The organism is Aeromonas sp. 30P (assembly GCF_051919805.1).
Lineage (GTDB): Bacteria > Pseudomonadota > Gammaproteobacteria > Enterobacterales > Aeromonadaceae > Aeromonas > Aeromonas veronii.
The window spans coordinates 3,540,753-3,563,782 of record NZ_JBQBEA010000001.1 but is presented as its reverse complement, the minus strand read 5'-3'; the positions used below and the strand labels follow the sequence as shown (position 1 = coordinate 3,563,782).

21 protein-coding genes and 1 pseudogene are annotated in these 23,030 nt (G+C 59.3%); 9 read left to right on the top strand and 13 right to left on the bottom strand.

Annotated features, from left to right (window positions below; all coding sequences use genetic code 11):
* Positions 1-68 precede the first annotated feature (68 nt).
* Complete coding sequence (mog, locus tag ACTG2B_RS16520) at positions 69-599, bottom strand: molybdopterin adenylyltransferase (protein WP_317114763.1); 531 nt, start codon at positions 597-599, stop codon at positions 69-71.
* Between the two features lie 393 nt (positions 600-992).
* On the opposite strand from mog, the gene ACTG2B_RS16515 reads away from it, so the two are divergent.
* The 5 genes and pseudogenes from ACTG2B_RS16515 (at position 993) to folA (ending at position 3,462) form a co-directional block, all read left to right on the top strand.
* Positions 993-1,328 (top strand): DUF3135 domain-containing protein, encoded by a 336-nt coding sequence (locus tag ACTG2B_RS16515; protein WP_439996449.1) that lies wholly within the window; start codon positions 993-995, stop codon positions 1,326-1,328.
* Positions 1,329-1,563: 235 nt separating this feature from the next.
* Entirely contained in the window at positions 1,564-2,361 is a 798-nt protein-coding gene (locus ACTG2B_RS16510) for a threonine/serine exporter family protein (RefSeq protein ID WP_005348133.1), read from the top strand.
* Entirely contained in the window at positions 2,358-2,483 is a 126-nt protein-coding gene (locus ACTG2B_RS16505; RefSeq protein ID WP_005335209.1) for a hypothetical protein, read from the top strand. The genes ACTG2B_RS16510 and ACTG2B_RS16505 overlap by 4 nt, the downstream gene beginning before the upstream one ends.
* The gene (locus tag ACTG2B_RS16500) at positions 2,480-2,947 is read left to right on the top strand and encodes a threonine/serine exporter family protein (protein ID WP_026035076.1); all 468 of its coding nucleotides are present in this window, start codon (positions 2,480-2,482) and stop codon (positions 2,945-2,947) included. Before ACTG2B_RS16505 ends, ACTG2B_RS16500 begins: the two co-directional genes overlap by 4 nt.
* Positions 2,948-2,971: 24 nt before the next feature.
* Positions 2,972-3,462: pseudogene (folA, locus tag ACTG2B_RS16495) on the top strand (type 3 dihydrofolate reductase).
* Between the two features lie 78 nt (positions 3,463-3,540).
* Here the strand turns inward: folA and ACTG2B_RS16490 are convergent.
* The 5 genes from ACTG2B_RS16490 to prfB all read right to left on the bottom strand — a co-directional run bounded on the left by ACTG2B_RS16490 (position 3,541) and on the right by prfB (position 10,687).
* Positions 3,541-4,335, bottom strand: a complete 795-nt coding sequence (locus tag ACTG2B_RS16490) for a phosphoadenylyl-sulfate reductase (protein WP_439996448.1) — start codon at positions 4,333-4,335, stop codon at positions 3,541-3,543.
* Positions 4,325-6,049 carry an assimilatory sulfite reductase (NADPH) hemoprotein subunit gene (cysI, locus tag ACTG2B_RS16485; RefSeq protein WP_439996447.1) on the bottom strand — a complete coding sequence of 575 codons (1,725 nt, stop codon included), beginning with the start codon at positions 6,047-6,049 and terminating at the stop codon, positions 4,325-4,327. The genes ACTG2B_RS16490 and cysI overlap by 11 nt, the downstream gene beginning before the upstream one ends.
* The gene (locus tag ACTG2B_RS16480; protein WP_439996446.1) at positions 6,049-7,839 is read right to left on the bottom strand and encodes an assimilatory sulfite reductase (NADPH) flavoprotein subunit; all 1,791 of its coding nucleotides are present in this window, start codon (positions 7,837-7,839) and stop codon (positions 6,049-6,051) included. Before ACTG2B_RS16480 ends, cysI begins: the two co-directional genes overlap by 1 nt.
* A 197-nt stretch (positions 7,840-8,036) precedes the next feature.
* Positions 8,037-9,572 carry a lysine--tRNA ligase gene (gene lysS, locus ACTG2B_RS16475; protein ID WP_005335201.1) on the bottom strand — a complete coding sequence of 512 codons (1,536 nt, stop codon included), beginning with the start codon at positions 9,570-9,572 and terminating at the stop codon, positions 8,037-8,039.
* A gap of 16 nt (positions 9,573-9,588) precedes the next feature.
* Positions 9,589-10,687 (bottom strand): peptide chain release factor 2 gene (gene prfB, locus ACTG2B_RS16470; RefSeq protein WP_100645262.1). Its coding sequence is split into 2 segments (ribosomal slippage): positions 9,589-10,611 and positions 10,613-10,687, totalling 1,098 coding nucleotides; the frame shifts between segments, so codons are not numbered across the junction.
* Positions 10,688-10,942: 255 nt separating this feature from the next.
* Here prfB and ACTG2B_RS16465 point away from each other — a divergent pair.
* Positions 10,943-12,814: a methyl-accepting chemotaxis protein gene (locus ACTG2B_RS16465; RefSeq protein ID WP_139494153.1), complete on the top strand. Its 1,872-nt coding sequence runs from the start codon at positions 10,943-10,945 to the stop codon at positions 12,812-12,814.
* Positions 12,815-13,043: 229 nt separating this feature from the next.
* Here ACTG2B_RS16465 and gltS read toward each other — a convergent pair whose 3' ends face one another.
* Entirely contained in the window at positions 13,044-14,243 is a 1,200-nt protein-coding gene (gene gltS, locus ACTG2B_RS16460) for a sodium/glutamate symporter (protein WP_005348115.1), read from the bottom strand.
* A 446-nt stretch (positions 14,244-14,689) separates the two neighbouring features.
* Here gltS and ansA point away from each other — a divergent pair, with 446 nt between their 5' ends.
* Positions 14,690-15,697: an asparaginase gene (ansA, locus tag ACTG2B_RS16455; RefSeq protein WP_204477630.1), complete on the top strand. Its 1,008-nt coding sequence runs from the start codon at positions 14,690-14,692 to the stop codon at positions 15,695-15,697.
* A gap of 235 nt (positions 15,698-15,932) precedes the next feature.
* Here ansA and ACTG2B_RS16450 read toward each other — a convergent pair whose 3' ends face one another.
* Both ACTG2B_RS16450 and ACTG2B_RS16445 read right to left on the bottom strand, forming a co-directional pair.
* Entirely contained in the window at positions 15,933-16,226 is a 294-nt protein-coding gene (locus tag ACTG2B_RS16450) for a YeaC family protein (protein WP_005335194.1), read from the bottom strand.
* A gap of 71 nt (positions 16,227-16,297) precedes the next feature.
* Positions 16,298-17,731 carry a glyceraldehyde-3-phosphate dehydrogenase gene (locus tag ACTG2B_RS16445; protein WP_429202250.1) on the bottom strand — a complete coding sequence of 478 codons (1,434 nt, stop codon included), beginning with the start codon at positions 17,729-17,731 and terminating at the stop codon, positions 16,298-16,300.
* A 211-nt stretch (positions 17,732-17,942) separates the two neighbouring features.
* Between ACTG2B_RS16445 and ACTG2B_RS16440 the strand changes: the two genes are divergently transcribed.
* On the top strand, positions 17,943-18,743 hold the full coding sequence (locus ACTG2B_RS16440; protein WP_439996445.1) for a DUF2989 domain-containing protein: 801 nt from the start codon (positions 17,943-17,945) through the stop codon (positions 18,741-18,743).
* A gap of 7 nt (positions 18,744-18,750) precedes the next feature.
* On the top strand, positions 18,751-19,311 hold the full coding sequence (locus ACTG2B_RS16435) for an NUDIX domain-containing protein (RefSeq protein ID WP_439996444.1): 561 nt from the start codon (positions 18,751-18,753) through the stop codon (positions 19,309-19,311).
* A 107-nt stretch (positions 19,312-19,418) separates the two neighbouring features.
* On the opposite strand, the gene lipA is transcribed toward ACTG2B_RS16435, so the two are convergent.
* From lipA to ACTG2B_RS16415, 4 genes are all read right to left on the bottom strand, one after another.
* A complete protein-coding gene (gene lipA / locus ACTG2B_RS16430) occupies positions 19,419-20,384 on the bottom strand; it encodes a lipoyl synthase (RefSeq protein WP_439996443.1) in 966 nt (321 codons plus the stop codon).
* On the bottom strand, positions 20,381-21,058 hold the full coding sequence (gene lipB / locus ACTG2B_RS16425; RefSeq protein WP_040066806.1) for a lipoyl(octanoyl) transferase LipB: 678 nt from the start codon (positions 21,056-21,058) through the stop codon (positions 20,381-20,383). Before lipB ends, lipA begins: the two co-directional genes overlap by 4 nt.
* 62 nt (positions 21,059-21,120) lie before the next feature.
* Entirely contained in the window at positions 21,121-21,384 is a 264-nt protein-coding gene (gene ybeD, locus ACTG2B_RS16420; protein ID WP_005335178.1) for a DUF493 family protein YbeD, read from the bottom strand.
* 292 nt (positions 21,385-21,676) lie between these two features.
* Complete coding sequence (locus ACTG2B_RS16415; protein ID WP_005335176.1) at positions 21,677-22,873, bottom strand: D-alanyl-D-alanine carboxypeptidase family protein; 1,197 nt, start codon at positions 22,871-22,873, stop codon at positions 21,677-21,679.
* Positions 22,874-23,030 lie beyond the last annotated feature (157 nt).

The window sequence follows — 23,030 nt, the reverse complement described above, 5'->3', positions numbered from 1 at the left end:
TGCGCAGACAGATGAGTTAAAAATAATGGCGAGCCGTGGCTCGCCATTATTTTTTATGGTCGGGTTCGCTATTTTTTCGGCCGAAACGGCTTGATGACGGTTTCATCGCACTCGAGATACGGCCCTTCCATCAAATCGATGCAGTAGGGGATGGCGGGGAATACTGCATCCAGACATTCGCGGATTGATTTGGGCTTGCCCGGCAGATTGACGATCAGGGTATCGTCGCGCAGTCCAGCAGTCTGGCGCGACAGAATGGCGGTTGGCACAAATTTGAGGGATTCGGCCCGCATCAGCTCGCCAAAGCCCGGCATCATGCGATCACATACCGCTTCGGTCGCTTCCGGCGTGACATCCCGCTTGGCCGGGCCGGTGCCGCCTGTGGTGACGATGAGGCAACACTGTTCCTCATCCGCCAGCCGGATCAGGGTCGCTTCAATCTGCTCCTGCTCATCGGGGATCACCTGATAGATAGGTTCCCACTCCGAGGTCAGATAGGCGTTCAGGGTGTCGATGATGGCCTTGCCGGAGAGGTCTTCATAGATACCCGCGCTGGCGCGATCGCTGACGGTGACGATACCGATTTTTGCCTTGCTCATGGTCTGCTCTTGAATGTCCGATAAAAGTGGCAATTAAAATAACATAATCAGTGAGATATGTTAAACCGTCAGGAGATGACGCGGGTCGGTGAGGGAAGAATAAAGTGTCGAATGAAGCAAAATAAGGCCACCCGGATTTTTATTGGCAATAAAAAACAGAAAATCACAACCTAAAATGTATAAGTGTTTTATCTCGCCTGAATTAAAAACAATCGCTTGTTTCCAAACACAATTAAAATAGATAGACACCCTCGTAGTGACCATTGTCCGGTTTAGTCGCCAGTGGATGGATTGAACCCTTTTTAGCCGCGTCGTATATACAGATTTATATGGCTGGGACGTGATGGTGTGGTACCGCAGTGTGTTGCCAGCAATAGTCGCCAAGGAGGGCATATGGAGTTGCCTGATTTTGACACCCTGAAGGAGTTGGCTGCGAGTGAGCCCTCCCGGCTGGATGCGATTCTGGAGCAGCAGATCGACCAGTTGATGGCCCGAGCGAGCCCCGATCAGCAGCGCCGTCTGCGCGGGTTGCAGTTCAAGATTGATGGTCAGCGCCGTCTGGCGAAAAACAATCTTGATAGCTGTATCCGGATTACCAACATGATGCGGGAATCTTTTTATTTGATGCGCAGCGAAATGAGCCAGTTCAGGGAAGAGGGGGACCCTCCGCTTGAAAGCGATGGCAGTGGTAAAATAATCCGTCTGGCGGACTATCAACGTCGCAAATAATCTGCAATAACCCCCTTGAATGATATTTCAGCCAAATCGGTGAGGCCATGATAAAGGGAATTGCTGGCGACCTGATTGTTATGGTTTTTAATGTTAGTCGTAATGTATTTGTGATGTAATTTCTTTTCTCCTTCTTGTAATAACTTATTAGTCAGGTTGTGATAGGGGTGGATGAATAACAGTAAAAGTTAGGCTAATATGGCCGAAATTTTTATTGCTACGACTCGAAGGGATTATGAGAAGTATCACACCAAGACGGGTGTTGTCGCGGGAGCAACAGACAGAGATCACCCGCATTATCGTCAAGGTGGGTCAGATGTTGGCCCAGTTCGGGGCGGAGAGCCGGATCATCGAGCAGACCACGGTGCGGTTGGGGATGGCGCTGGGGCTGGAGAGTGTCGAGATGGCCATCTCTTCCAGTGCCATCGTGCTCACCAGTCTCTATCAGGGGGGCTGTGTTACCACTACCCGGCGGGTGCGCGAACATGGCATCAACATGCAGGTGGTGTGCGAGATCCAGCGGATCTGCATCATGGCGGAAAAAGAGCTGATCGGTGCCCGTGAAGTGCGCCAGCGCCTCGAAGCCATCGTCCCTTTCCACTATCACCCCTGGTTGGTGGTCCCCATGGTGGGGCTCTCCTGTGGTGCCTTTAGCCTGCTGTTTGGCGGTGACTGGCCCATCTTCCTGGTGACCTGCTTCTCATCTGCCGTGGCGATGCGGGTGCGCCAGCTGATGGCCCGCCATCACCACAGCCCGCTTATCAACTTTGCCGCCACCGGCTTTATTGCCACCTTGCTCTCCTCCAGCGCCACCTTCTTCAACTGGGGTGACCAGCCCTATCTCGCCATGGCGGCCAGCGTGCTGCTGCTGGTGCCGGGCTTTCCGCTGATCAATGCCGTCTCCGACATGGTGAAGGGCTACTTCAACATGGGGCTGGCCCGCTGGGGGACAGCGACCCTGCTGACCATCAGCGCCGCCATAGGTATCATTTTGGCCATGTCGGTCACCGGGATCTGGGGGTGGAAGGTATGAAGGCTGTCGACTCTGTATCGGCCAGCGGGAACGGGGTTGCCCTGCTCACCATCAGCGCACGGATCAATACCGGCATCATTCTCGCCATGTCGGTCACGGGGATCTGGGGGTGGAAAGTATGATGGATTTGCTCTGGCTACTGGCCAAGGATGCTTTCTGGTCCTCCATCCCGGCGGTGGGGTTTGCCATGCTGTTCAACGTGCCGCCACGGATGCTGAAGTATTGCGCCATGGGCGGCGCATTGGCCCACAGTCTGCGGACCCTGCTGATCCACTATGGTATGCCCATCGAGTGGGCGACGCTGGCTGCGGCGACCACGGTCGGCTTTGTCTGCGTCTACTGGTCTCGCCGTCTGCTGGCGCCGCGTCCGGTGTTCAGCGTTGCCTCGATTATTCCGATGATCCCGGGCAGCTATGCGTTCAAGACCATGATTGCGGTGGTAGAGCTAAACATCAATGGCGTGACCATGGAGTTGATCCAGAGTGCGGTGGAGAACGGCCTCAAGGCGCTCTTTATCGTCGGTGCCCTCAGTTTCGGTTTGGCTATTCCGTCTCTGGTCGTGTATCGTAACCGCCCCATTATATGAATGGTGAAGTGAGATACTGATACCGTGAAGATTTCTATGATTGCTGCCCTCGCGAAAAAGCAGGTGATCGGCAAGAATAACCTGATGCCTTGGCATATGCCTGCTGACTTGGCCCACTTCAAGCGTGTCACCCTCGGTAAACCGGTATTGATGGGGCGCAAGACCTTCGAATCCATCGGTCGACCGCTGCCCGGACGGCGCAATCTGGTGATCAGCCGCAATCCCGACTATCAGGCTGAGGGCATTGAGGTGGTGGGCTCCGTCGAGGCGGCGCTGGCGCTGTTGGCAGGCAGCTCGGTGGAGGAGTTGATGGTGATCGGTGGTGGTCATCTCTATGCCGAGATGTTGCCGAGCGCGGATTGTCTCTACCTGACCCGCATCGATCTGGCGGTGGAGGGAGATACCCGCTTCCCTGCTTTTGACGATGGTCAGTGGCAACGCGTTGATTGCGAGAGCCACCCTGCCGATGAGAAGAACCCGCACCCTATAGCTTTGAGACCTGGCTGCGCCGCTGACGGGCGAATGCTAATGGGCAAATAACAACAAGGGCATCTTCGGATGCCCTTGTTGTTCTGTTGGATTTCAAGGCGGGATTAGATGCCTGAGCCGTCGTTCTCGCCATTTTCCTCGTGCAAACCGCACTCGCGCTTGAGGCCGAAGAAGCGGGTCTGCTCCTCGCTCATGCCCGGCTCCCACTTGGCGGTGGTGTGGACATCGCCCACCGAGAGATAACCCTGCTCCCACAGCGGGTGGTATGGGAGGTCGAACTCCTTGAAGTAGTAGAAGACATCCTTGTTGCTCCAGTCGATCACCGGCAGGAACTTGAAGCGGCCGCGCTGGATGCCCAGCACAGGCAGCTTGCCACGGCTGCCGGACTGCTCCCGGCGCAGGCCGGAGAACCAGGTCTGGGCCCCCAGCTCACGCAGGGCGCGGTCCATCGGCTCCACCTTGTTGAGCTGGTTGTAGCGGGTGATCCCCTCCACCCCCTGCTCCCACAGGAGACCGAAGCGCACCTCCTGCCAGGCAGGGCTGAGCTCGGCCCGATAGATCTTCAGGTTGAGCGCGAGGCGCTCGGTCAGCTCGTCGATGAAACGGTAGGTCTCCGGGAAGAGATAACCGGTATCGGTCAGCACTACCGGCACGTCGGCCCGCTCGCGGCTTACCAGATGGAGCATCAGCGCCGCCTGAATGCCGAAGCTGGATGAGAGCACATGCTCCCCCGGCAGATTTGCCAGGGCCCAGCGCACCCGTTCGGGGGCACTCATGGTATCCAGTTCCCGGTTGAGGGGCGCCAGTGCCTCGACTTGCTCCTCACGGCCGAGGGCCAGCAGCACCTGCAGGTCAAGGCGGCCATCTTCAGTGACATTAAGCGGCAGATTAAGCGGCATAGAAGTCCCTCGCAGAATCGATAACGGGGGCAATCACCCCAACCCGGATCACGAAGTCGCCGAAGCACTCACCCTGATTGCGCTCGCTGGCCCAGCGGCCGATCAGCGCGTCCAGTTCGGCCAGGATCTGCGGCTCGGTGATGTTCTCCTGATAGAGGCGCGGAATGCGGGTGCCTTCCAGGTTGCCCCCCAGATGGAGGTTGTAGCGGCCTGGTGCCTTGCCCACCAGACCCACTTCTGCCAGCATGGCGCGGCCGCAGCCGTTGGGGCAACCGGTGACCCGGAAGATGATGGCGTCATCCGCCAGCCCATGTTTGGTGAGCAAGCCCTCGATGTCGGTGACAAACGCTGGCAGCATGCGCTCCGCCTCGGCCATCGCCAGCGGGCAGGTGGGCAGGGCCACACAAGCCATGGACTGCTTGCGTTGCTCGCTCACGCCGTCATCCAGCAGGCCGTATTGGCGCGCCAGCCCTTCGATACGGGCCTTCTCGGCAGCCGGGACGCCCGCGATGATCAGGTTCTGGTTGGCGGTCAGGCGAAAATCCCCCTGATGCACCTTGGCGATCTCCAGCATGCCGGTTTTGAGCGGCTTGCCCGGGAAGTCCAGCAGGCGGCCATTCTCGATAAACAGGGTGAGGTGGTGCTTGCCGTCGATCCCCTCGACCCAACCGAAGCGATCGCCCCGGCTGGTGAACTCATAGGGGCGAACCGGCCCGAACTGGATGCCGGCGCGGCTCTCCACCTCGGCCTTGAAGGCTTCGACGCCAACCCGTTCAAGGGTGTACTTGGTCTTGGCGTTCTTGCGGTTTACCCGGTTACCCCAGTCGCGCTGGGTGCTGACCACGGCGGCCGCCACCTCCAGCACGTGGGAGAGCGGAATAAAGCCAAAGTCGCTCGCCTTGCGTGGGTAGGTGCTGGTGTCGCCGTGGGTCATGGCGAGGCCCCCGCCCACCAGCACGTTGAAGCCAACCAGCTTGCCACCTTCGGCAATCGCCACGAAGTTGAGATCGTTGGCATGGATATCCACGTCGTTGTGAGGCGGGATCACCACAGTGGTCTTGAATTTGCGCGGCAGGTAGTTGGAACCCAGGATCGGCTCCTCGTCCTGCCCCAGTTTTTCACCGTCCAGCCAGATCTCCACGTAGGCGCGGGTCTTGGGCAGCAGATGCTCGGAGATCTTCTTGGCCCACTCGTAGGCCTCCTGATGCAGCTCGGACTCCACCGGGTTGCTGGTGCAGAGCACGTTGCGGTTCACGTCGCCCGCAGTGGCGATGGAATCGATGCCGGTGCTGTTGAGAGTCTGGTGCATCAGCTTGATGTCGCGCTTCAATACCCCGTGAAACTGAAAGGTCTGACGGGTGGTGAGGCGGATGCTGCCATAGAGGGTATTCTCTTCGGCGAACTTGTCGATCACCTGCCACTGAGCCGGAGTAATGATGCCGCCGGGCAGACGGGCACGCAGCATGACGTTGTGCAGTGGCTCCAGCTTTTGCGCCGCGCGCTCCGGGCGGATGTCGCGGTCATCCTGCTGGTACATGCCGTGAAAGCGGATCAGCTGGAAGTTGTCGCCGTTGAAGCCACCGGTGAGTGGATCCTGCAGATCCTGCTCAATGGTGCCGCGCAGGAAGTTGCTCTCGCGCTTGAGGCGCTCGTTGTCGGCCAGCGGCCCTTCGACCGGTCCCGCTTTTGGGTGAGAAAGAGGTTGTTTGCTCATCAATAGACATCCCTTTGATAACGTTTGGCACGACGCAATTCGCTCAAATACTCTTCTGCTTCCTCACGGCTCTTGTGACCGTGTTCGGCAATTACATCCAGCAGGGCTTCCTGCACATCCTTGGCCATCTTGTTGGCGTCGCCACACACATAGAAGTGAGCGCCTGCTTCCAGCCACTGGTAGAGCTCAAGCCCGGCCTCGCGCAGGCGGTCCTGCACATAAATCTTGTTGGCCTGATCCCGGCTGAAGGCTAGCGAGATCTTCGACAGCAGCCCCGATTTCACATAACGCTGCCACTCCACCTGATAGAGGAAATCCTGGGTAAAGTGGGGGTTGCCGAAGAAGAGCCAGTTCTTGCCCTCGGCACCTTGGGCTTCCCGCTCCTGCATAAAGGCGCGGAACGGGGCGATGCCGGTGCCCGGGCCCACCATGATGACGGGGGTGTCGGGGTTTTGCGGCAGGCGGAAGTTGTCGTTGTGCTCGACGAATACCCGTACCTCGCCATCCTCAATCAGCCGATCCGCCAGATAGGAGGAGGCTGCGCCGCTGCGCACTGTGCCATCTTCCTGCGGGTAGCGCACCACGCCGACGGTCAGGTGCACCTCCTCTTCCACTTCGCTCTGGGCGGAGGCGATGGAGTAGAGGCGCGGGGTGAGGGGGCGCAGCAGGCCGACTAGTTGCTCGGCCGTGAGGGCGGTCGGGAAGCGTTTCAGCACATCCACCACCTGAGCGGAGGCCACCAGTGCATTGACCTGGGCCTTGTCACCGGCCAAGTCTTTCAGCGCCGCGTTGTCCGATATGTCAGCGAGTCCTGTGATAAAGCCGCCGTGCAGCCGGGTCAGTTCGAAGTGACCGGTCAGGGCGGCGCGCAAGGTGCCGTGGGTCGTGGCTTCATCGCCAGAGAGGCCGGTCAGGGCCAGCACTTCATTAACCAGTTCTGCATCGTTGTCGAACCAGACGCCGAGGGCATCCCCCGGCTGATAGGTGATGCCGGAGTCGGCCAGATTGATCTCGATATGGCGGATATCCTTGGTGGAATCCCGGCCGGTGATCTTCTGATTGACCGACAGGCGGGCAGGGAAGGGGTTCTCCTTGCTGTATTGGCTGTGGCCAACCGCCTGCTGTACCGCGCTGGCTACGCTGCTGCTGGCCACACCGGTAGAGAGGGTCGTGGCAATGGCGTTGAGTGCCTGCTCGCCCCAACTCTTGGCCGCATCCTGATAATCCACATCGAGGCTGGCGAGCTCATAAACCCGCTCGGCCCCTGCTTTGGCGAGGAAGTCGTCAAAATCTTTGCCGGTCTGGCAGAAAAATTCGTAGGAGCTGTCACCCAGCCCCAGCACGGCGAACTTGAGCCCGTCCAGCTTGCCAATCTTGCCTTTTTTAAGCTGCTCGAACAGATCGACGGCGCTCTCCGGCGGTTCACCCTCCCCGTAAGTGCTCACTACCACCAGCAGGTGGCTCTCTTTCTTGAGCTGCTTGGGTTTGTAGTCGGCCATCGACGCTAGGGTGACGGGGAGGCCGCGGGCCTCGGCCTGCGCCTTGATGGCAGTGGCGACGCCTTTGGCGTTGCCTGTCTGGGAGCCGTAGAGAATGGTCAGGCTGCCGCTGGGCGCAGCCACGGCGGCGCTGGCAGCAACGTTCTGGTGACCGCTCTGGGAGAGGCCGTAGAGATATCCGCTCACCCAGGCCAGTTGCTGGGTATTGAGGGTCGAGAGTACTTGGCCCAGCTGACGTTGCTGCTCGTCAGAGAGGGGAGAGAGGTTGAATGGGGAATCCTTCAATTGCATCACACGCGTCTTCCATGGTCTGATTTTTGGCCAGATTAAAGGGCGTGTTGGCTAACAACAAAGAATAAAAATATCTTCTTTATTCCATTATTGAATTTTGAAAGTGATTTTGCGGTAAAGGAGATAGAAAAACGCCCCGCTGTTGCGGGGCGTTTTCAAGCTATCGCGCTCGGGATGGATCCCGGCGGGCATGAACCTTATTTCTGCGGACGCAGGGCCGGGAACAGAATGACGTCACGGATGGTGTGGCTGTTGGTAAACAGCATGACCAGACGGTCGATACCGATACCCTGACCGGCAGTCGGCGGCAGGCCGTGTTCCAGCGCGGTGACGAAGTCGGCGTCGTAGAACATGGCTTCGTCGTCGCCAGCTTCTTTCTGATCAACCTGATCCTGAAAGCGCTTGGCCTGATCTTCAGCATCGTTCAGCTCGGAGAAGCCGTTGGCCAGCTCGCGGCCACCGATGAAGAACTCGAAGCGGTCGGTTACGTCCGGGTTCACGTCGTTGCGACGAGCCAGCGGAGAAACGGCGGCCGGGTACTCGGTGATGAAGGTCGGTTGCAGCAGCATGTGCTCCACGGTCTCTTCGAAGATCGCGGTGATCACGTGGCCCAGCTCCCAGCCCTTCATCAGCTCGATGTGCAGACGCTTGGCAACGGCCTTGGCACTCTCGAGGGTAGCCAGATCGTCCAGGGTCACATCCGGGTTGAACTTCAGGATGGACTCGACCATGGTGAGGCGCTGGAACGGCTGACCGAAATCGATGGTCAGACCCTCTTCACCCTCTTTGGCGTAACGGATCTTGGTGTCGCCCAGAATGTCCTGCGCCAGGGTGCGCAGCAGCTCTTCGGTCAGGTCCATCAGATCGATGTAGTCGGCGTAGGCCATGTAGAACTCGATCATGGTGAACTCGGGGTTGTGACGAACCGAGATACCTTCGTTACGGAAGTTGCGGTTGATCTCGTAGACACGCTCGAAACCACCGACCACCAGACGCTTCAGATAGAGCTCCGGAGCGATACGCAGGTACATATCGATGTCCAGCGCATTGTGGTGAGTGACGAACGGACGCGCAGAGGCACCACCCGGGATGACTTGCATCATCGGGGTTTCCACTTCCATGAAGCGCTTTTCGTTGAAGAACTTGCGGATACCGGCAACCACCTGAGTGCGGATCATGAAGGTCTTGCGGGACTCTTCGTTGGCGATCAGATCCAGGTAGCGCTGGCGGCAGCGAGCTTCCTGGTCGGTCAGGCCTTTGTGCTTCTCGGGCAGCGGACGCAGTGCCTTGGTCAGCAGGCGGATATCGGAAACGTGAACGGAGAGCTCACCGGTCTGGGTCTTGAACAGGGTACCTTCGACACCCACGATGTCGCCCAGATCCCACTTCTTGAACTGCTCGTTGTAGAAACCTTCCGGCAGGTCGTCACGGGTGACGTAGACCTGGATCTTGCCGGCCATGTCCTGCAGGGTGGCGAAAGAAGCCTTGCCCATGATCCGGCGGGTCATGATGCGACCGGCAATCTTCACCCGTTTACCCAGGCTCGTCAGCTCCTCGGCGCTCTTGTCGTCGAACTCTGCGTGCAGATCGCCAGAGAGGCTGTCGCGACGGAAGTCGTTGGGGAAAGGATTACCCTGGGCGCGCAGGGCGGCCAGCTTGGAACGACGCTCGGTCATCTCGTTGTTGAGTTCGAGAGTTTGGTCGACTTCCGGAGTGATGGTTTGTTCAGACATGGTGATTCCTGCTTGTTTACAGACCTGATTTCAGGCTGGCTTCGATAAACTTGTCCAAGTCACCGTCGAGCACCGATTGGGTATTACGGGTTTCGACGCCGGTGCGCAGATCCTTGATACGGGAGTCATCCAGCACATAGGAACGGATCTGGCTGCCCCAACCGATATCAGACTTGGTCTCTTCCAGGGCTTGTTTCTCAGCGTTTTGCTTCTGAATTTCCAGCTCGTAGAGCTTGGCTTTCAGCTGCTTCATACACTGGTCTTTGTTTTTGTGCTGGGAACGGTCGTTCTGGCACTGTACCACGACACCGGTCGGAACGTGGGTAATACGCACTGCGGATTCGGTTCGGTTAACGTGCTGACCACCGGCACCGGAGGCGCGGTAGACGTCGATCCGCAGATCCGCCGGGTTGATCTCGATATCGATATCGTCGTCGATCTCGGGGTAGACGAACACAGAACAGAAGGAGGTGTGACGGCGGCCACCGGAATCGAACGGAGACTTGCGAACCAGACGGTGCACGCCGGTTTCAGTACGCAGCCAGCCGAACGCATATTCGCCGGTGAACTTGATGGTGGCGGATTTGATACCGGCTACGTCGCCTTCGGAGCATTCAATCAGCTCGGGCTTGTAGCCGTGGGCATCGCCCCAGCGCAGGTACATACGCAGTACCATGTTGGCCCAATCCTGCGCTTCGGTACCACCGGAGCCGGACTGGATGTCGATATAGCAGTCGGAGCCGTCGTGCTGGCCGGAGAACATGCGGCGGAACTCGAGATCCACCAACTTGGCTTCCAGCTGTTCGGATTCGGCGATGGCTTCGTTGAAGGTCTCTTCGTCTTCCCCTTCCACGGCCAGGCTCACCAGCATCTCGACGTCATCCACGCCCTGGGTCAGGGTGTCGATGGTGCCGACCACGTTTTCCAGCGCGACGCGCTCTTTGCCCAGCGCCTGTGCGCGCTCGGGCTCATTCCATACGTCCGGCTGTTCCAGCTCGGCGTTGACCTCTTCTAGACGCTCTTTCTTGGCGTCATAGTCAAAGGTACCCCCTAAGAAGCTCGGTCCGCTCAGACAGCTCCTTAAGTTTATTTAATACGGGATTAACTTCGAACATCGTGAAAACTCTCAGGGTCGATGTGATTTAAAAACGGGATATTCTAGCCAATTGTGGAAGGAATAAACAGGGTTGCCTTGGCTTGTGCGGCTCATGCCGTCAATTTCTGGTGCACTTTTCTCCACCTCGGTAGAAAATATCGCCCGCCGACCCATTTTCAGGTTCAGTTTTGGCCATTCGGGTCGCTAATGACTACGTGTAGTGTTGTGCAATTTAGGGAAAAACCCGCTCCTCACCTCAATAGAAGAACACATGATGAAAAACCTGTCACTCAAGCAGAAGATACTGTTGTCAGTGGTGATCGCCCTTTCGTTGGTGATTTTGTTGCTCTCCTGGCAGAGCTATAGCAGCCAGAAGTCCCTGTTGCTTCAAGGCAGCCAGGAGCAGTTGCAACGGCTGGGTACCCAGCAGGCCGAGCGTGTCAGCGACTGGCTCGCAGCCCGTCGCGACGTGATCCAGGCGCTCGGCAACAAGGCCGGTGCCGAACCCCTCAATGCCTTGCAACAGGCACAAGTTTCCGGCCGTTTCCAGCTCACCTATTTCGGTGAGAGCAGCGGCAAGATGAATGACTCAGATCCTTCAATCAACCGCGATGGCTACGACCCGCGCTCCCGTGGCTGGTATCAGGAGGCGATGAGCAAAGGTGGCCTGATTGTCACCAAACCCTATCTCGACGTGGCTTACAACATCATGGTGGTGACCCTGGCCCAGCCGGTTTCTGGCGGGGTAGTCGGTGGTGACCTCTCCATCGCCTCGCTAGTGGAAGACGTGACCAAGATGCAGCTGCCTGCCGACGGTTTCGCCATCATGATGCATAAGGATGGCACCATCATCGCCTACAAGGATGCCGCCAAGGCGATGAAACCGGCCAGCGAGATCGACAACGATCTGACCAACGCGCTGATTGAGCAGAGCAAGTCAAGCAAGGATTTGGTACCAGCTTATTTTGACAATGAAGGTCGCGACAAGCTGCTGTGGGCGGCTGATATCCCCGACACGGATTGGGAGCTGGTGCTGGTGCTGGACAAGGCCGCGCTGGAAGCGCCGCTCTCCTCCCTGCTGATGACCCAGCTGGGGATGGCGCTGCTGGTGCTGGTGGGTAGCATCCTCGCTATCTCCTGGCTGGTCAGCATGCTGCTTGGCCCGCTCACCAAGGTCTCCCAGGCGTTGGCCCGCATTGCCGATGGTAACGGTGATCTGACCCAGCGCATCAAGATCGACGCCAACGACGAAGTGGGCCAACTGGCCAACAGCTTCAACCGTTTCGTCGGCAGTCAGCATCAGCTGATCGGCAATATCCGCCAGCTGGCCAACGAGTTGAACGCCGATGCCGAGCGCAGTCTGGTGACCAACCAGGCCGCGGTGGACGAGTTGCAGCGTCAGCAGCAGGAGGTGACCATGGTCGCCACGGCGGTCACCGAGATGGCGAGCGCCACCATGGAGATCGCCGGTAACGCCGAGAACACCGCCGCCGCTGCCCAGCAATCTGCCCAGAGCAGTGAGCAGGGCAAGATGCTGGTCAACAAGACCCGCCAGTCCATCAATGGTCTGGCCGAAGAGGTGGGGCAGGCGACCGAGGTGATCGGCGAGCTGAGCCGTCACGCGCAGGCCATCACCAGCATTCTCTCCACCATTCAGGGGATTGCCGAGCAGACCAACCTGCTGGCGCTGAACGCAGCCATCGAAGCGGCTCGCGCCGGTGAGCAGGGGCGTGGTTTTGCGGTGGTGGCGGACGAGGTACGGGTGCTGTCGCGCCGTACCCAGGACTCCACCCAGCAGATCCAGTCCACCATCGAGACCCTGCAACAGACCACTGCCCGTGCGGTGAGTCTGATGCAGACCAGTCAGGGGCTGGCGGACAACAGCGTGCAGGATGCCGATCAGGCGGTGCGCGCGCTGGAAGAGATCACCAGCGCCATCTCCCTCATCTCCGACATGGCGGGCCAGATCGCCACCGCCGCCGAGGAGCAGACCCAGGTGACCGGCGAGATCACCCAGAACACCACCGCCATCAAGGATGTAAGTGACGAGATCACCGCATCTGCCATGCGCGATCTGGATCAGGCCCACAGCCTTAAAGGGCGTGCTGCTGACCTGAACCAGCAGGTGTCGACCTTTATCCTGTAAGGTGCATCTCTCGGCCTGTTCCGGCTGACATAAACAAGCCCCGCCTCTGTCGAGTGCGGGGCTTTTTGTTGTTCGGGGGAGTGCGGGCTTGGTGATTTCGGGCTGTTTAGGTTGCTCGCGGGTCACCCTGGTGCCGGATACGAGCCCCTGCGTCAGCTGGCGAGTTGAGAACAAACAAAGAGCCCACCGAAAGGTGGGCTCTGATCATATACGTCTAACGGAAAGGGAATTACAGGAATGGCATCGCCATAAACAGCTTGATCACCATGGCGTTGATGATGTCGATAAAGAAGGCGCCCACCATGGGCACCACCAGAAACGCCAGGTGGGAGGGACCGAAGCGCTGGGTGATGGCCTGCATGTTGGCGATGGCTGTCGGGGTGGCCCCCAGGCCAAAGCCGCAGTGACCTGCCGCCAGTACGGCCGCATCGTAATTTTTGCCCATCACCCGGAAGGTGACGAAGATGGCGTAGAGCGCCATCGCCACTGTCTGGGCGGCCAGCAGGATGAAGATGGGCAGAGCCAGGCTGGCCAGATCCCACAGTTTCAGGCTCATCAGCGCCATGGCGAGGAACAGCGACAGGCTGACGTTGCCCAGCAGGGAGACCTCGCGATCGCTCACCTCATGCCAGTTCAGCAGGGTCAGGACGTTGCGCAGCAGCACGCCGACAAACAGCACGCAGACGAAGATCGGCAGCTCGAAGGCGCCCCCTTTGAGCGAGGCGGAGAGCAGCTCGCCGCCCTTGAGGCTGATGGCGATCAGCGCCAGCGTCTCGATAACGCTGAAAGTGGTGAGGGGGCGCTCCATGTCGGGCATTTCGAAGCCTTGAGGGGCCTCATCCTGATTGTGCTCCTCACCGGGCACCTGCACTTTCTTCACCAGATAGCGAGCCACCGGGCCGCCAATCAGGCCGCCCAGCACCAGACCGAAGGTGGCACAGGCGATGGCGAGTTCGGCGGCGGATTGCACCCCGTATTTCTCGGAGAAGGTGGCACTCCAGGCCGCCCCGGTGCCGTGGCCGCCGGAGAGAGTGATGGAGCCTGCCAGCAGCCCCATGTGGGGATCCAGACCGAGCAGGGTCGCCAGACCGACACCCAGACTGTTCTGCACCAGCAGCAGGCCGGTGACCACCATCAGGAAGGTAACCACCGCCTTGCCGCCGCGTTTCAGGCTGGCGAGATCGGCGGAGAGACCGATGGAGGCGAAGAAGGCCAGCATCAGCGGGGTTTGCAGGCTGGTATCAAATTGCAGCTCCATCTGCAGGGTGGAGCGCAGCAGCAGCAGTACCAGCGCGACCACCAGGCCGCCGGCTACCGGTTTGGGGATGTTGAAGGTACGCAGCAGCCCGACTCGGGTAACCAACACCCGGCCAAGCAGCAATACCAGAGTGGCAGCGACCAGCGTTGCGTAGGAATCAAGTTGTAACATTCAGTACTCCCATGTTGATTGGCTGTGTCTTTCATAGCAAAAGACTTACAGATTCAGCCGGGATGAAAACAGTGTGGCTTATGTGCCAGCAAAGAAGGGGAAACATCTCCCCGCCCCAGGAAAGATGGGGCTTGTGCGGGCCTGAAATGCTCAGGCATCCAGATGAGATTTTAGTAAAATCCGGCGGATTGTAGCAAAAAGCATCGTTTAATTCCATCTTTGTCGTATTAATGCTCATTTTAGTCATTTATTGTGACATTTAACACTATGTAGGTAGAGGGCAGAAAAGCCGAAAAGGGTGCATGGAACGGCTGTCATTTGGGGCGCCAGTCTCTATAATTCGCCGGTTTCCGCTGCACGCAGAGGCGCTGGCGGGCGTTGACATTGTGGTTCACCCCGACATGGTTCATGTTTTGGCGGTGTTCACTTCATCAAGAGGAGAGGGTGTGAAGAAGTCTATCTACATTGCCTACACAGGCGGCACCATAGGGATGCAGCGTTCCGATCACGGCTACGTGCCGATGGCGGGCTTTATGGAAGACTGTCTGGCGCGGATGCCCGAGTTCCACCGCCCCGAGATGCCGGATTACTATATCCACGAATATGCGCCCCTCATCGACTCCTCCGACATGACGCCAGCGGATTGGCAGCGCATCGCCGAGGACATTCGAGACAACTATGAGAAATACGATGGTTTCGTGATCCTGCATGGCACTGACACCATGTCGTTCACCGCCTCGGCGCTCTCCTTCATGCTGGAAGATCTGCACAAGCCGGTCATCATCACCGGCTCCCAGATCCCGCTGGCCGAGTTGCGCTCCGACGGTCAGCAGAACCTGCTCAACGCCCTCTATATTGCGGCCAACTACCCGATCCACGAGGTGACGCTGTTCTTCAACAACCAGCTCTATCGCGGCAACCGTAGCAAGAAGGTGCACGCCGACGGCTTCCACGCCTTCGACTCCCCCAACTATCCGCCGTTGCTCAACGCCGGGATCGCCATCTCGCTGGAAGCGGGTGAGCTGGGTGTGCCCTCCGAGCGGCCGCTGGTGCTGCACGACATTACCCCCCAGCCCATCGGCGTGGTGACCCTCTATCCGGGGATCTCCAGCGAGGTGATCGCCAATATCCTGCAACAGCCGGTGAAGGCGCTGATCCTGCTGTCATTCGGGGTCGGCAATGCGCCGCAGAACCCGGCCATGCTGGCGCTGCTTTCCGAGGCTTCGGCCCGCGGCGTCATCATCGTCAACCTGAGCCAGTGCCTGCACGGCAAGGTCAATATGGGGGGCTATGCTACCGGCAATGCCCTGTCGCGGGCCGGGGTGATCTCGGGCTTTGACATGACCGCCGAAGCTGCACTCACCAAGCTGCACTTCCTGCTGAGCCAGGACTTACCCTCCCACCGCATTCGCGAGCTGATGCAGCAGTCCCTGCGTGGGGAACTGACCCCCTGAGAAACTGTCCACGATCTTACTGCGAAGCCGTGATCAAGGCTCATGTGCTGCTCGGAATCCTCACGTATATCTATACGCTCCGGTTCCTGCGCTGCTCTTCACCTTGCTGACGTCTTCTCGCTACAGGTCGTGAACAGCTTCTGACCTCCCTACCATGGGGAGAGTGGAAAAAGAGGGGGGCCATCATGGCTCCCCTCTCTGTTGTGGCCGCCGAGAGCGGCCTGCCGGATCAGGTTCAGTGGTTGAGGTCGACCCGCACTATCTCTTCCTCGTCGCGATACTGACGCTTGAGCTCGCTCTTGCTCTTCATCACGATCTCGCCGTCACGGCCTATGTTCATGTGCTCGGGGTTGTCGAGATGCATCGCCTGCCAGGCCATCACGGCTTGCAGGGAGGTGGCCTTCTGCTCGTCGGTGAGGGGCTTGCCATCGGGCCACTTGCCCAGCTCGACTGCGGTTTTGAGCCGCTCATACACCTCTTCGGGCATCTGCCTGATAGCTTGTAAAAACTCACCCTGTTGAAACGACATTTGGCCTCTCCTTGAACTATTGAGCCATAAACAGCGGGGTCTGATGGGCCATGCAGGTAGACCCCATTGGTCTATGCCGGTAGATCCTGGCGGACTACGCCAGCCATCTGCTCCATCACCCGCACTACCTGACAACTGTACCCGAATTCGTTGTCATACCATACGTAGAGCACACAGTGATCCCCCTCGGCGATGGTCGCCTGGGAGTCGACGATGCCCGCATAACGGGAACCTACCATGTCGGAGGAGACCAGCTCGGTACTGGCGCTGAAGTCGATCTGGCGGTGCAGGGCCGAGCTTAGCGCCATCTGCTGCAGATAGGCGTTGAGGCTCTCCCGATCGGTGGCCTGCTCCAGCGACAGGTTGATAATTGCCAGCGACACATTGGGGGTCGGCACCCGGATGGCGTTGCCGGTCAGCTTGCCCTTCAGTTCCGGCAGCGCCTTGGCCACCGCCTTGGCGGCGCCGGTGCTGGTCATCACCATATTGAGGGCGGCGCTGCGACCGCGGCGCTCGCCTTTGTGATAGTTATCGATGAGGTTCTGATCGTTGGTGTAGGAGTGGACCGTCTCCACGTGGCCGTGGCGAATGCCGTAACGCTCCTGCATCACCTTGAGCACAGGGGTGATGGCGTTGGTGGTACAGGAGGCGGCGGAGATGATCCTGTCACCCGGGCCTATCACTTCATGGTTGACCCCGAACACCACGTTTTTCATCTCCCCCTTGCCGGGAGCGGTCAGCAGCACCTTGCCGGCACCGCGCGCCTTCAAGTGCTCGGAGAGGCCTGCCTCGTCACGCCAGACGCCGGTGTTGTCGACGATCAGCGCATCGTGAATGCCGTAGGCGGTGTAGTCGATGTCGGCCGGGCTATTGGCGTAGATCACCTGAATGAAGGTGCCGTTAGCGATGATGGCGCTGCGCTCCACATCCACCTCGATGGAGCCGTTGAAGGGGCCATGCACCGAGTCGCGGCGCAGCAGGCTGGCACGTTTCTCCAGATCTCCGTCGCGACCGCCACGTACCACGATGGCGCGCAGGCGCAGCGGATTGGCGGCGCCGGTGCGCTCGATCAGCAGGCGGGCCAGCAGGCGGCCGATACGGCCAAAGCCGTAGAGCACCACGTCGGTCGGCTGCGGCATCTGGTTGCGGCCAAGGGCCGGTGCCAGTCGCGCTTGCAGATAGTCCTCGATCCCCGCCTCATCCTGATGATCCCGCCAGTAGCCGACTGCCAGCTTGCCAAGGTCTACCTCAGCGGCGGTGGGTTTGAGGGCAACGATGGCCTGAAGCAGGGGGAAGCTTTGCTGGATGGGGAGGGGAGCGCCCTGGTGGCGGCGGACGACCCGGTGGGCCTTGAGGATATCGATGGTGGAGGCGTTTTGCAGCGGGCGGCCGTAGAGGGTGATCTCGACCCCTTGTTGTCGGTAGAGGCGACCAATCAAGGGCTGCATGGCTTCGGCGAGCTCCTGGCTCTCCTGCCACGCTTGCAAGTAGTGCTCGTGGGTCATTGACCAGATCCTTTATTTCACGTTGTTGGTGTAAATAGAAAATTCGTCGAATGCAGATCAGTGTAGGGGTGTATATTTCGTTATATTATTCTGCAATCGCGGCCTTATATGGCGCGCGCATTGTAATGGATATGTAACCGGTTTGCTAGCCGGAGGTGGCCCGTAAAGGTGCCAGTTGTTACCAGCCCGCGTTACCAACAAGATGTGAACCATGGCCAATTTCCCCCTGCGACAGACCTTCATCATGCTTTCAGTCGGCCTTGCCGTGGCTGGCTGCAATGACGATCGGATCCACAATATCTGCAGCAACCATGCCGAGCTCTGTCAGGATCTGGTGGACGATGGCTGGTGCCGCTACGAGCGTACCGATGTGATCCGCAGTCGCTTCTATCTCAAGGAAGAGGGGACGGATCGGCGCAAGTATGAGCTGATGCGTAACCTTGAGCGCTATCTCAAATGTGCCGAGCGCTCCACCAACATCGAGTACAAGAATGCCCGTGAGCAGAAGAGTCCACGGGTCGAGGGCATGCTGGCGGCCGGGGATCAGTTGGCCCAGCTCGATGCGGCGACCCGCAATTCACAAGATCCCTACCTGCTGCTCTGGCACTGGACCAACAACACCAACGAGCTGGCTCGCCAGCAGTTTATAGCGCTGGAAGGCACCAAGGCGCTGGATGAACCCGAGTTGCAACTGGCGCTCGGCGGTATCTACGCCAAGAGCGACCCCGAAAAGGCCATTGCCACCCTGCAGCACGGGCTCTCCCTCTATCAGGAGGGGGACAAGCTGAACAGCCGCATATTCACCTCCCTCAGCACCCTCTATATGGGCCAGAAACAGTATGGGCTGGCCTATCTGTGGGGCAAGGTGAGCGAATCGTTTCAGGATAGCCCCGAGGTCTCAGCCAAGCGTTTTGGCATCTACCACACCCTGAGCAAGACAGAGCAGGATGGTTACGATGTGCGGGCTGCCGAAATTGTCGAGCAGCTCAAGCATGGCAACTACCGGCCCTGAGGCAGTGATGACGATGCTCTCCCCGGCCAGCTGCTGGCCCAATCCGTTCGATCTCTCTTTCGTTCATGGCGAGGTACGTACCGATGGCCGCACCCTGGAGCGCCTCACAGTGCGCGCCGTGGTGCCCCGTGGCGACGAGCTGCTGCTGGTCCACTCCCGGGTCAACGGCGATCTGATGTTCCCTGGGGGCGGCATTGAAGCGGGGGAGAGCCACCATGTGGCGCTCGCTCGCGAGCTGCTGGAGGAGTGCGGTGCCGAGCTGCGGGAAGTGGGGGGCCTGCTTGGCGAGACCCGTGAATATCGCGCCGCCCGCGAGCCGGGGTTCGATGCCTACTGCATCCGCTCGCTCTACTACTTGTGCCGGATTGGCGATCATCTGGTGGCCCCGCAGCCGCAGCCCTACGAGATCCGCCTTGGCTTCGTGCCCGGCTGGTTTGCCCTCGACGAGGCGCTGCAGACCAACAAGACCCAGCTGGCGGGGCCCTGTCCCCAGTGGACGGCGCGAGAGACCCGGGTGCTGGCCCAACTGCAACGCTGGCATCAGCAGGGGATCTTCGACCACGGCTGATGAGTAGATCAAGCCGCAACGGTCAGTGATACCAACAAAAAGAGCGCCAATGGGCGCTCTTTTTTATTGCGAGGGTGGTGGTTACTTGGCCACTCTGTCGTGCGAGATCATTTGACCTCTTCGCCCTTGGCTTGCAGATCAGCATGGTAGGAAGAGCGAACGAAAGGACCGCAGGCTGCGTGGGTAAAGCCCAACTCCATGGCGACATATTTCAGCTCGTCAAACTCTGCTGGCGGCACGTAGCGTTTCACCGGCAGGTGGTGGCGGCTCGGCTGCAGATACTGACCCAGGGTCAGCATGTTGACGCCGTGGGCGCGCAGATCCTTGAGCACCTCGACGATCTCTTCGTTGGTTTCGCCAAGGCCCATCATCAGACCGGATTTGGTCGGAACGTGGGGGTGCATCTCCTTGATGCGGCGCAGCAGCTCCAGTGACCACTTGTAGTCGGCACCCGGGCGGGCGACGCGATACATGCGCGGTGCGGTTTCTAGGTTGTGGTTGAAGACATCCGGCGGGGTTTCGCGGAACACCTCCAGCGCTTGCTCCATCCGGCCACGGAAGTCCGGGGTCAGGATCTCGATGCGGGTCTGCGGGCTGTGCTCGCGGATCTCGCGAATGCAGTCGGCGAAGTGCTGGGCACCGCCGTCGCGCAGATCGTCGCGGTCCACCGAGGTGATCACCACATACTTGAGGTTCATCTCCTTGATGGTCTGCGCCAGCTTCTTCGGCTCTTCCGGATCGAGTGCCAGCGGGCGGCCGTGGGCCACGTCGCAGAAGGGGCAGCGACGAGTGCAGATGGCGCCCATGATCATGAAGGTGGCGGTGCCGTGGTTGAAGCACTCCGCCAGATTGGGGCAGGAGGCCTCTTCACACACCGAGTGCAGCTTGTTCTTGCGCAAGGTGCTCTTGATGTGTTCGATCTTCTGGCTGGAGGGGGGCAGCTTGATCCGCATCCAGTCCGGCTTGCGAAGGAGTTCTTCGTTGGGATCCGGCATGAATTTCACCGGGATCAGGGCCATCTTGTCGCCATCGCGCAGCTTGACGCCCGGCTCCATACGAACGGGTTTGCTCATGATTCACTCTCGGTGTTTGTTATTGTTTGATAGCCAATCAGGCGGGCCAGTTCGGCCACCAGAATGGATTGCGCCTCGGCCACGCTTTGCGGGCCGCCCAGGGCGCTGGTCTGGGTCATGGCCATGCCCGCATAGCCGCACGGATTGATGTGCAGGAAGGGGGTCATGTCCATGTTGATGTTGAGGGCCAGCCCGTGGAACGAGCACCCCTTGCGGATGCGCAGACCCAGCGAGGCCAGTTTTGCCTCCATGCCAAGGTCATTTTTCACATAGACCCCGGGGGCATCGGCCTTGGCATAGGCCTGGATATCGCTTTTGGCGAGGGTATTGATGATGGCTGTCTCCAGCGCGGTCACCAGCTCGCGAACCGAGAATTTGCAGCGGCGGACATCCACCAGTACGTAGAGCACCAGCTGGCCCGGGCCGTGATAGGTCACCTGACCGCCGCGATCGCTCTGCACCACCGGGATATTGCCCGGATTGAGCAGGTGTTCGGCCTTGCCGGCCTGGCCCTGGGTGTAGACGGGATCGTGCTCGACCACCCAGAACTCGTCCGGGGTGTCGCTGGTGCGGTTGTCGGTGAAGGCTTTCATGGCGTCCCATACCGGCTGGTAGGGGCGGCGACCCAGCTGCCTGACAATCAGGCTGGACTGGGCGGGGATCTGGGATGACATGGCGTCCTCGCGGCGTGCTGCGGCCAAAAACAGTCGCCCCGCAGAACGGGGCGAGAGAGAAATTACAGTACGTATTTCACCAGCTCGATCTTGCCAAGGGCGTGGTACATCGCTTCGATGTGCTCTTTGCTCTGGGCAGTCACGGTCACGCGGACCGAGTGGTAGTTGCCCTTGGAGCTGGGCTGGACTGTCGGGCTGTAAGTGCCGGGGGCGTGCTGCTGCAGCACTTCAACCACCATTTCCGGCAGTGCCGGGTCGGCAACGCCGAGTACCTTGAACGGGAATTTGCAGGGAAACTCCAGCAGTTCATCAAACTTGGTATTCATTTACTCACCTTTTGCGTCATCACCGGGATGACTTCATCTTGGATGGCTAGTGGCCGATGGCCCGTGGAGGCCGCCATTTCAAGTCTATATGGGCACGGCTCATAACTATATGGGCGCTGCCCGGACCGGGATCAAGGCCAGGATCGGTCAGACAAGGATGGAAGTGCTGCTTTTTACCACAAATCAGGGTGAGGCGGAACCTGCAGTTTACAGGGTTATTCACTGCCTTTGTCCGTCACAGACAGCAGCGGCGCCTGTTGGCGCCGCTGTTTGGTGAGGATTGTGCGTTGGATTACTTGAACCAGCTGGTGACCAGCAGTACCAGGTAGTCCCACAGACGGCTCATCAAGCCACCTTCCTGCACCTCTTCCAGGGCGACCAGCGGCACCTGCTTGATCTCTTTGTCGCCCTGCTTCAGGAACACGGTACCGACGCGCTGACCCTTGGCCAGCGGCGCTTTGAGTTCGCTGTCGAGCTGGAAGTCAGCCTTCAGGTTGTTGCCCTGACCGCGGGTGACCAGCACGGAGACATCTTTGTCGACGCCCAGTTTCACTTCCGGTTTGTCGCCCATCCAGATCTTCTGGGTGACCAGCTCGGTGCCTGCCTTGTACGGGGTCAGGCTCTGGAAGAAGCGAAAGCCATAGGTGAGCAGTTTTTTGCTCTCGGCGGCGCGGGAGGCTTCGCTGCTGGCGCCCAGTACCACGGCGATCAGGCGCATGCCTTCGTTGTTGGTGGCAGAGGAGACCAGGTTATAGCCGACCTGGCTGACGTGGCCGGTCTTGATGCCATCCACTTGCAGGGATTGATCCCACAGCAGGCGGTTGCGGTTGTGCTGGGTGATGCCGTTGAACACGAAGGATTTCTGGGAGTAGATCTTGTACTCCTCCGGCAGGTCGCGGATCAGCGCCTGACCCAGACGGGCCATGTCGTGAGCGGTACTGTAGTGACCTTCCGCATCCAGACCGTGCGGGTTCATGAAGTGGCTGTCGTTCATACCGAGCTTGGCGGCCCAGCTGTTCATCAGGCTGGCGAAGGAGTCGGTGCTGCCCGCCAGGAACTCGGCCATGGCGACGCAGGCATCGTTGCCGGACTGGATGATGATGCCCTTGTTGAGATCATCGACGGAGACCTGCTTGCCCACCTCGATAAACATCTTGGAGGAGTCAGAGTAGTTCTTGGACCAGGCGTTCTGGCTGATGGTCACCATGTCGGTGCGCTTGATGTTCCCCTTCAGCAGCTCCTGGCCGATGATGTAGGAGGTCATCATCTTGGTCAGACTGGCAGGCGGCAGACGCTCTTCGGCGTTCTGCTCGGCCAGCACCTGACCTGAGTAGTAGTCGATCAGAATATGGGCCTTGGCGGAGATCTCCGGCGCGGCGGGAACCACCATGGGCATGGCATTCGGGGTTGGTGTCGGCACCGGCGTATTGGCCTGGGCGGTTACGCTGATCAGTGAGGCCAGAAGAACTGAACGGGCAAATTTGGACATCTTGAAATTCCTGCGAGCCAGATGGGGATAAAATGCGGGCCTAACTATACCAGATGCGCCCGCAGGTTATAGCCCGAGATGGCGATCTGAACTGGTTTTTTATCCATCACTCCCTGTCATCACGCCATAAAACGACGTGATGACAGTGAGTAAGCGG

Coding starts and splice junctions, on each gene's coding strand:
- mog (WP_317114763.1), bottom strand. CDS start 599: ATGAGCAAGGCAAAAATCGGTATCGTCACCGTCAGCGATCGCGCCAGC.
- ACTG2B_RS16515 (WP_439996449.1), top strand. CDS start 993: ATGGAGTTGCCTGATTTTGACACCCTGAAGGAGTTGGCTGCGAGTGAG.
- ACTG2B_RS16510 (WP_005348133.1), top strand. CDS start 1,564: ATGAGAAGTATCACACCAAGACGGGTGTTGTCGCGGGAGCAACAGACA.
- ACTG2B_RS16505 (WP_005335209.1), top strand. CDS start 2,358: ATGAAGGCTGTCGACTCTGTATCGGCCAGCGGGAACGGGGTTGCCCTG.
- ACTG2B_RS16500 (WP_026035076.1), top strand. CDS start 2,480: ATGATGGATTTGCTCTGGCTACTGGCCAAGGATGCTTTCTGGTCCTCC.
- ACTG2B_RS16490 (WP_439996448.1), bottom strand. CDS start 4,335: ATGCCGCTTAATCTGCCGCTTAATGTCACTGAAGATGGCCGCCTTGAC.
- cysI (WP_439996447.1), bottom strand. CDS start 6,049: ATGAGCAAACAACCTCTTTCTCACCCAAAAGCGGGACCGGTCGAAGGG.
- ACTG2B_RS16480 (WP_439996446.1), bottom strand. CDS start 7,839: ATGCAATTGAAGGATTCCCCATTCAACCTCTCTCCCCTCTCTGACGAG.
- lysS (WP_005335201.1), bottom strand. CDS start 9,572: ATGTCTGAACAAACCATCACTCCGGAAGTCGACCAAACTCTCGAACTC.
- ACTG2B_RS16465 (WP_139494153.1), top strand. CDS start 10,943: ATGAAAAACCTGTCACTCAAGCAGAAGATACTGTTGTCAGTGGTGATC.
- gltS (WP_005348115.1), bottom strand. CDS start 14,243: ATGTTACAACTTGATTCCTACGCAACGCTGGTCGCTGCCACTCTGGTA.
- ACTG2B_RS16450 (WP_005335194.1), bottom strand. CDS start 16,226: ATGTCGTTTCAACAGGGTGAGTTTTTACAAGCTATCAGGCAGATGCCC.
- ACTG2B_RS16445 (WP_429202250.1), bottom strand. CDS start 17,731: ATGACCCACGAGCACTACTTGCAAGCGTGGCAGGAGAGCCAGGAGCTC.
- ACTG2B_RS16440 (WP_439996445.1), top strand. CDS start 17,943: ATGGCCAATTTCCCCCTGCGACAGACCTTCATCATGCTTTCAGTCGGC.
- ACTG2B_RS16435 (WP_439996444.1), top strand. CDS start 18,751: ATGACGATGCTCTCCCCGGCCAGCTGCTGGCCCAATCCGTTCGATCTC.
- lipA (WP_439996443.1), bottom strand. CDS start 20,384: ATGAGCAAACCCGTTCGTATGGAGCCGGGCGTCAAGCTGCGCGATGGC.
- lipB (WP_040066806.1), bottom strand. CDS start 21,058: ATGTCATCCCAGATCCCCGCCCAGTCCAGCCTGATTGTCAGGCAGCTG.
- ybeD (WP_005335178.1), bottom strand. CDS start 21,384: ATGAATACCAAGTTTGATGAACTGCTGGAGTTTCCCTGCAAATTCCCG.
- ACTG2B_RS16415 (WP_005335176.1), bottom strand. CDS start 22,873: ATGTCCAAATTTGCCCGTTCAGTTCTTCTGGCCTCACTGATCAGCGTA.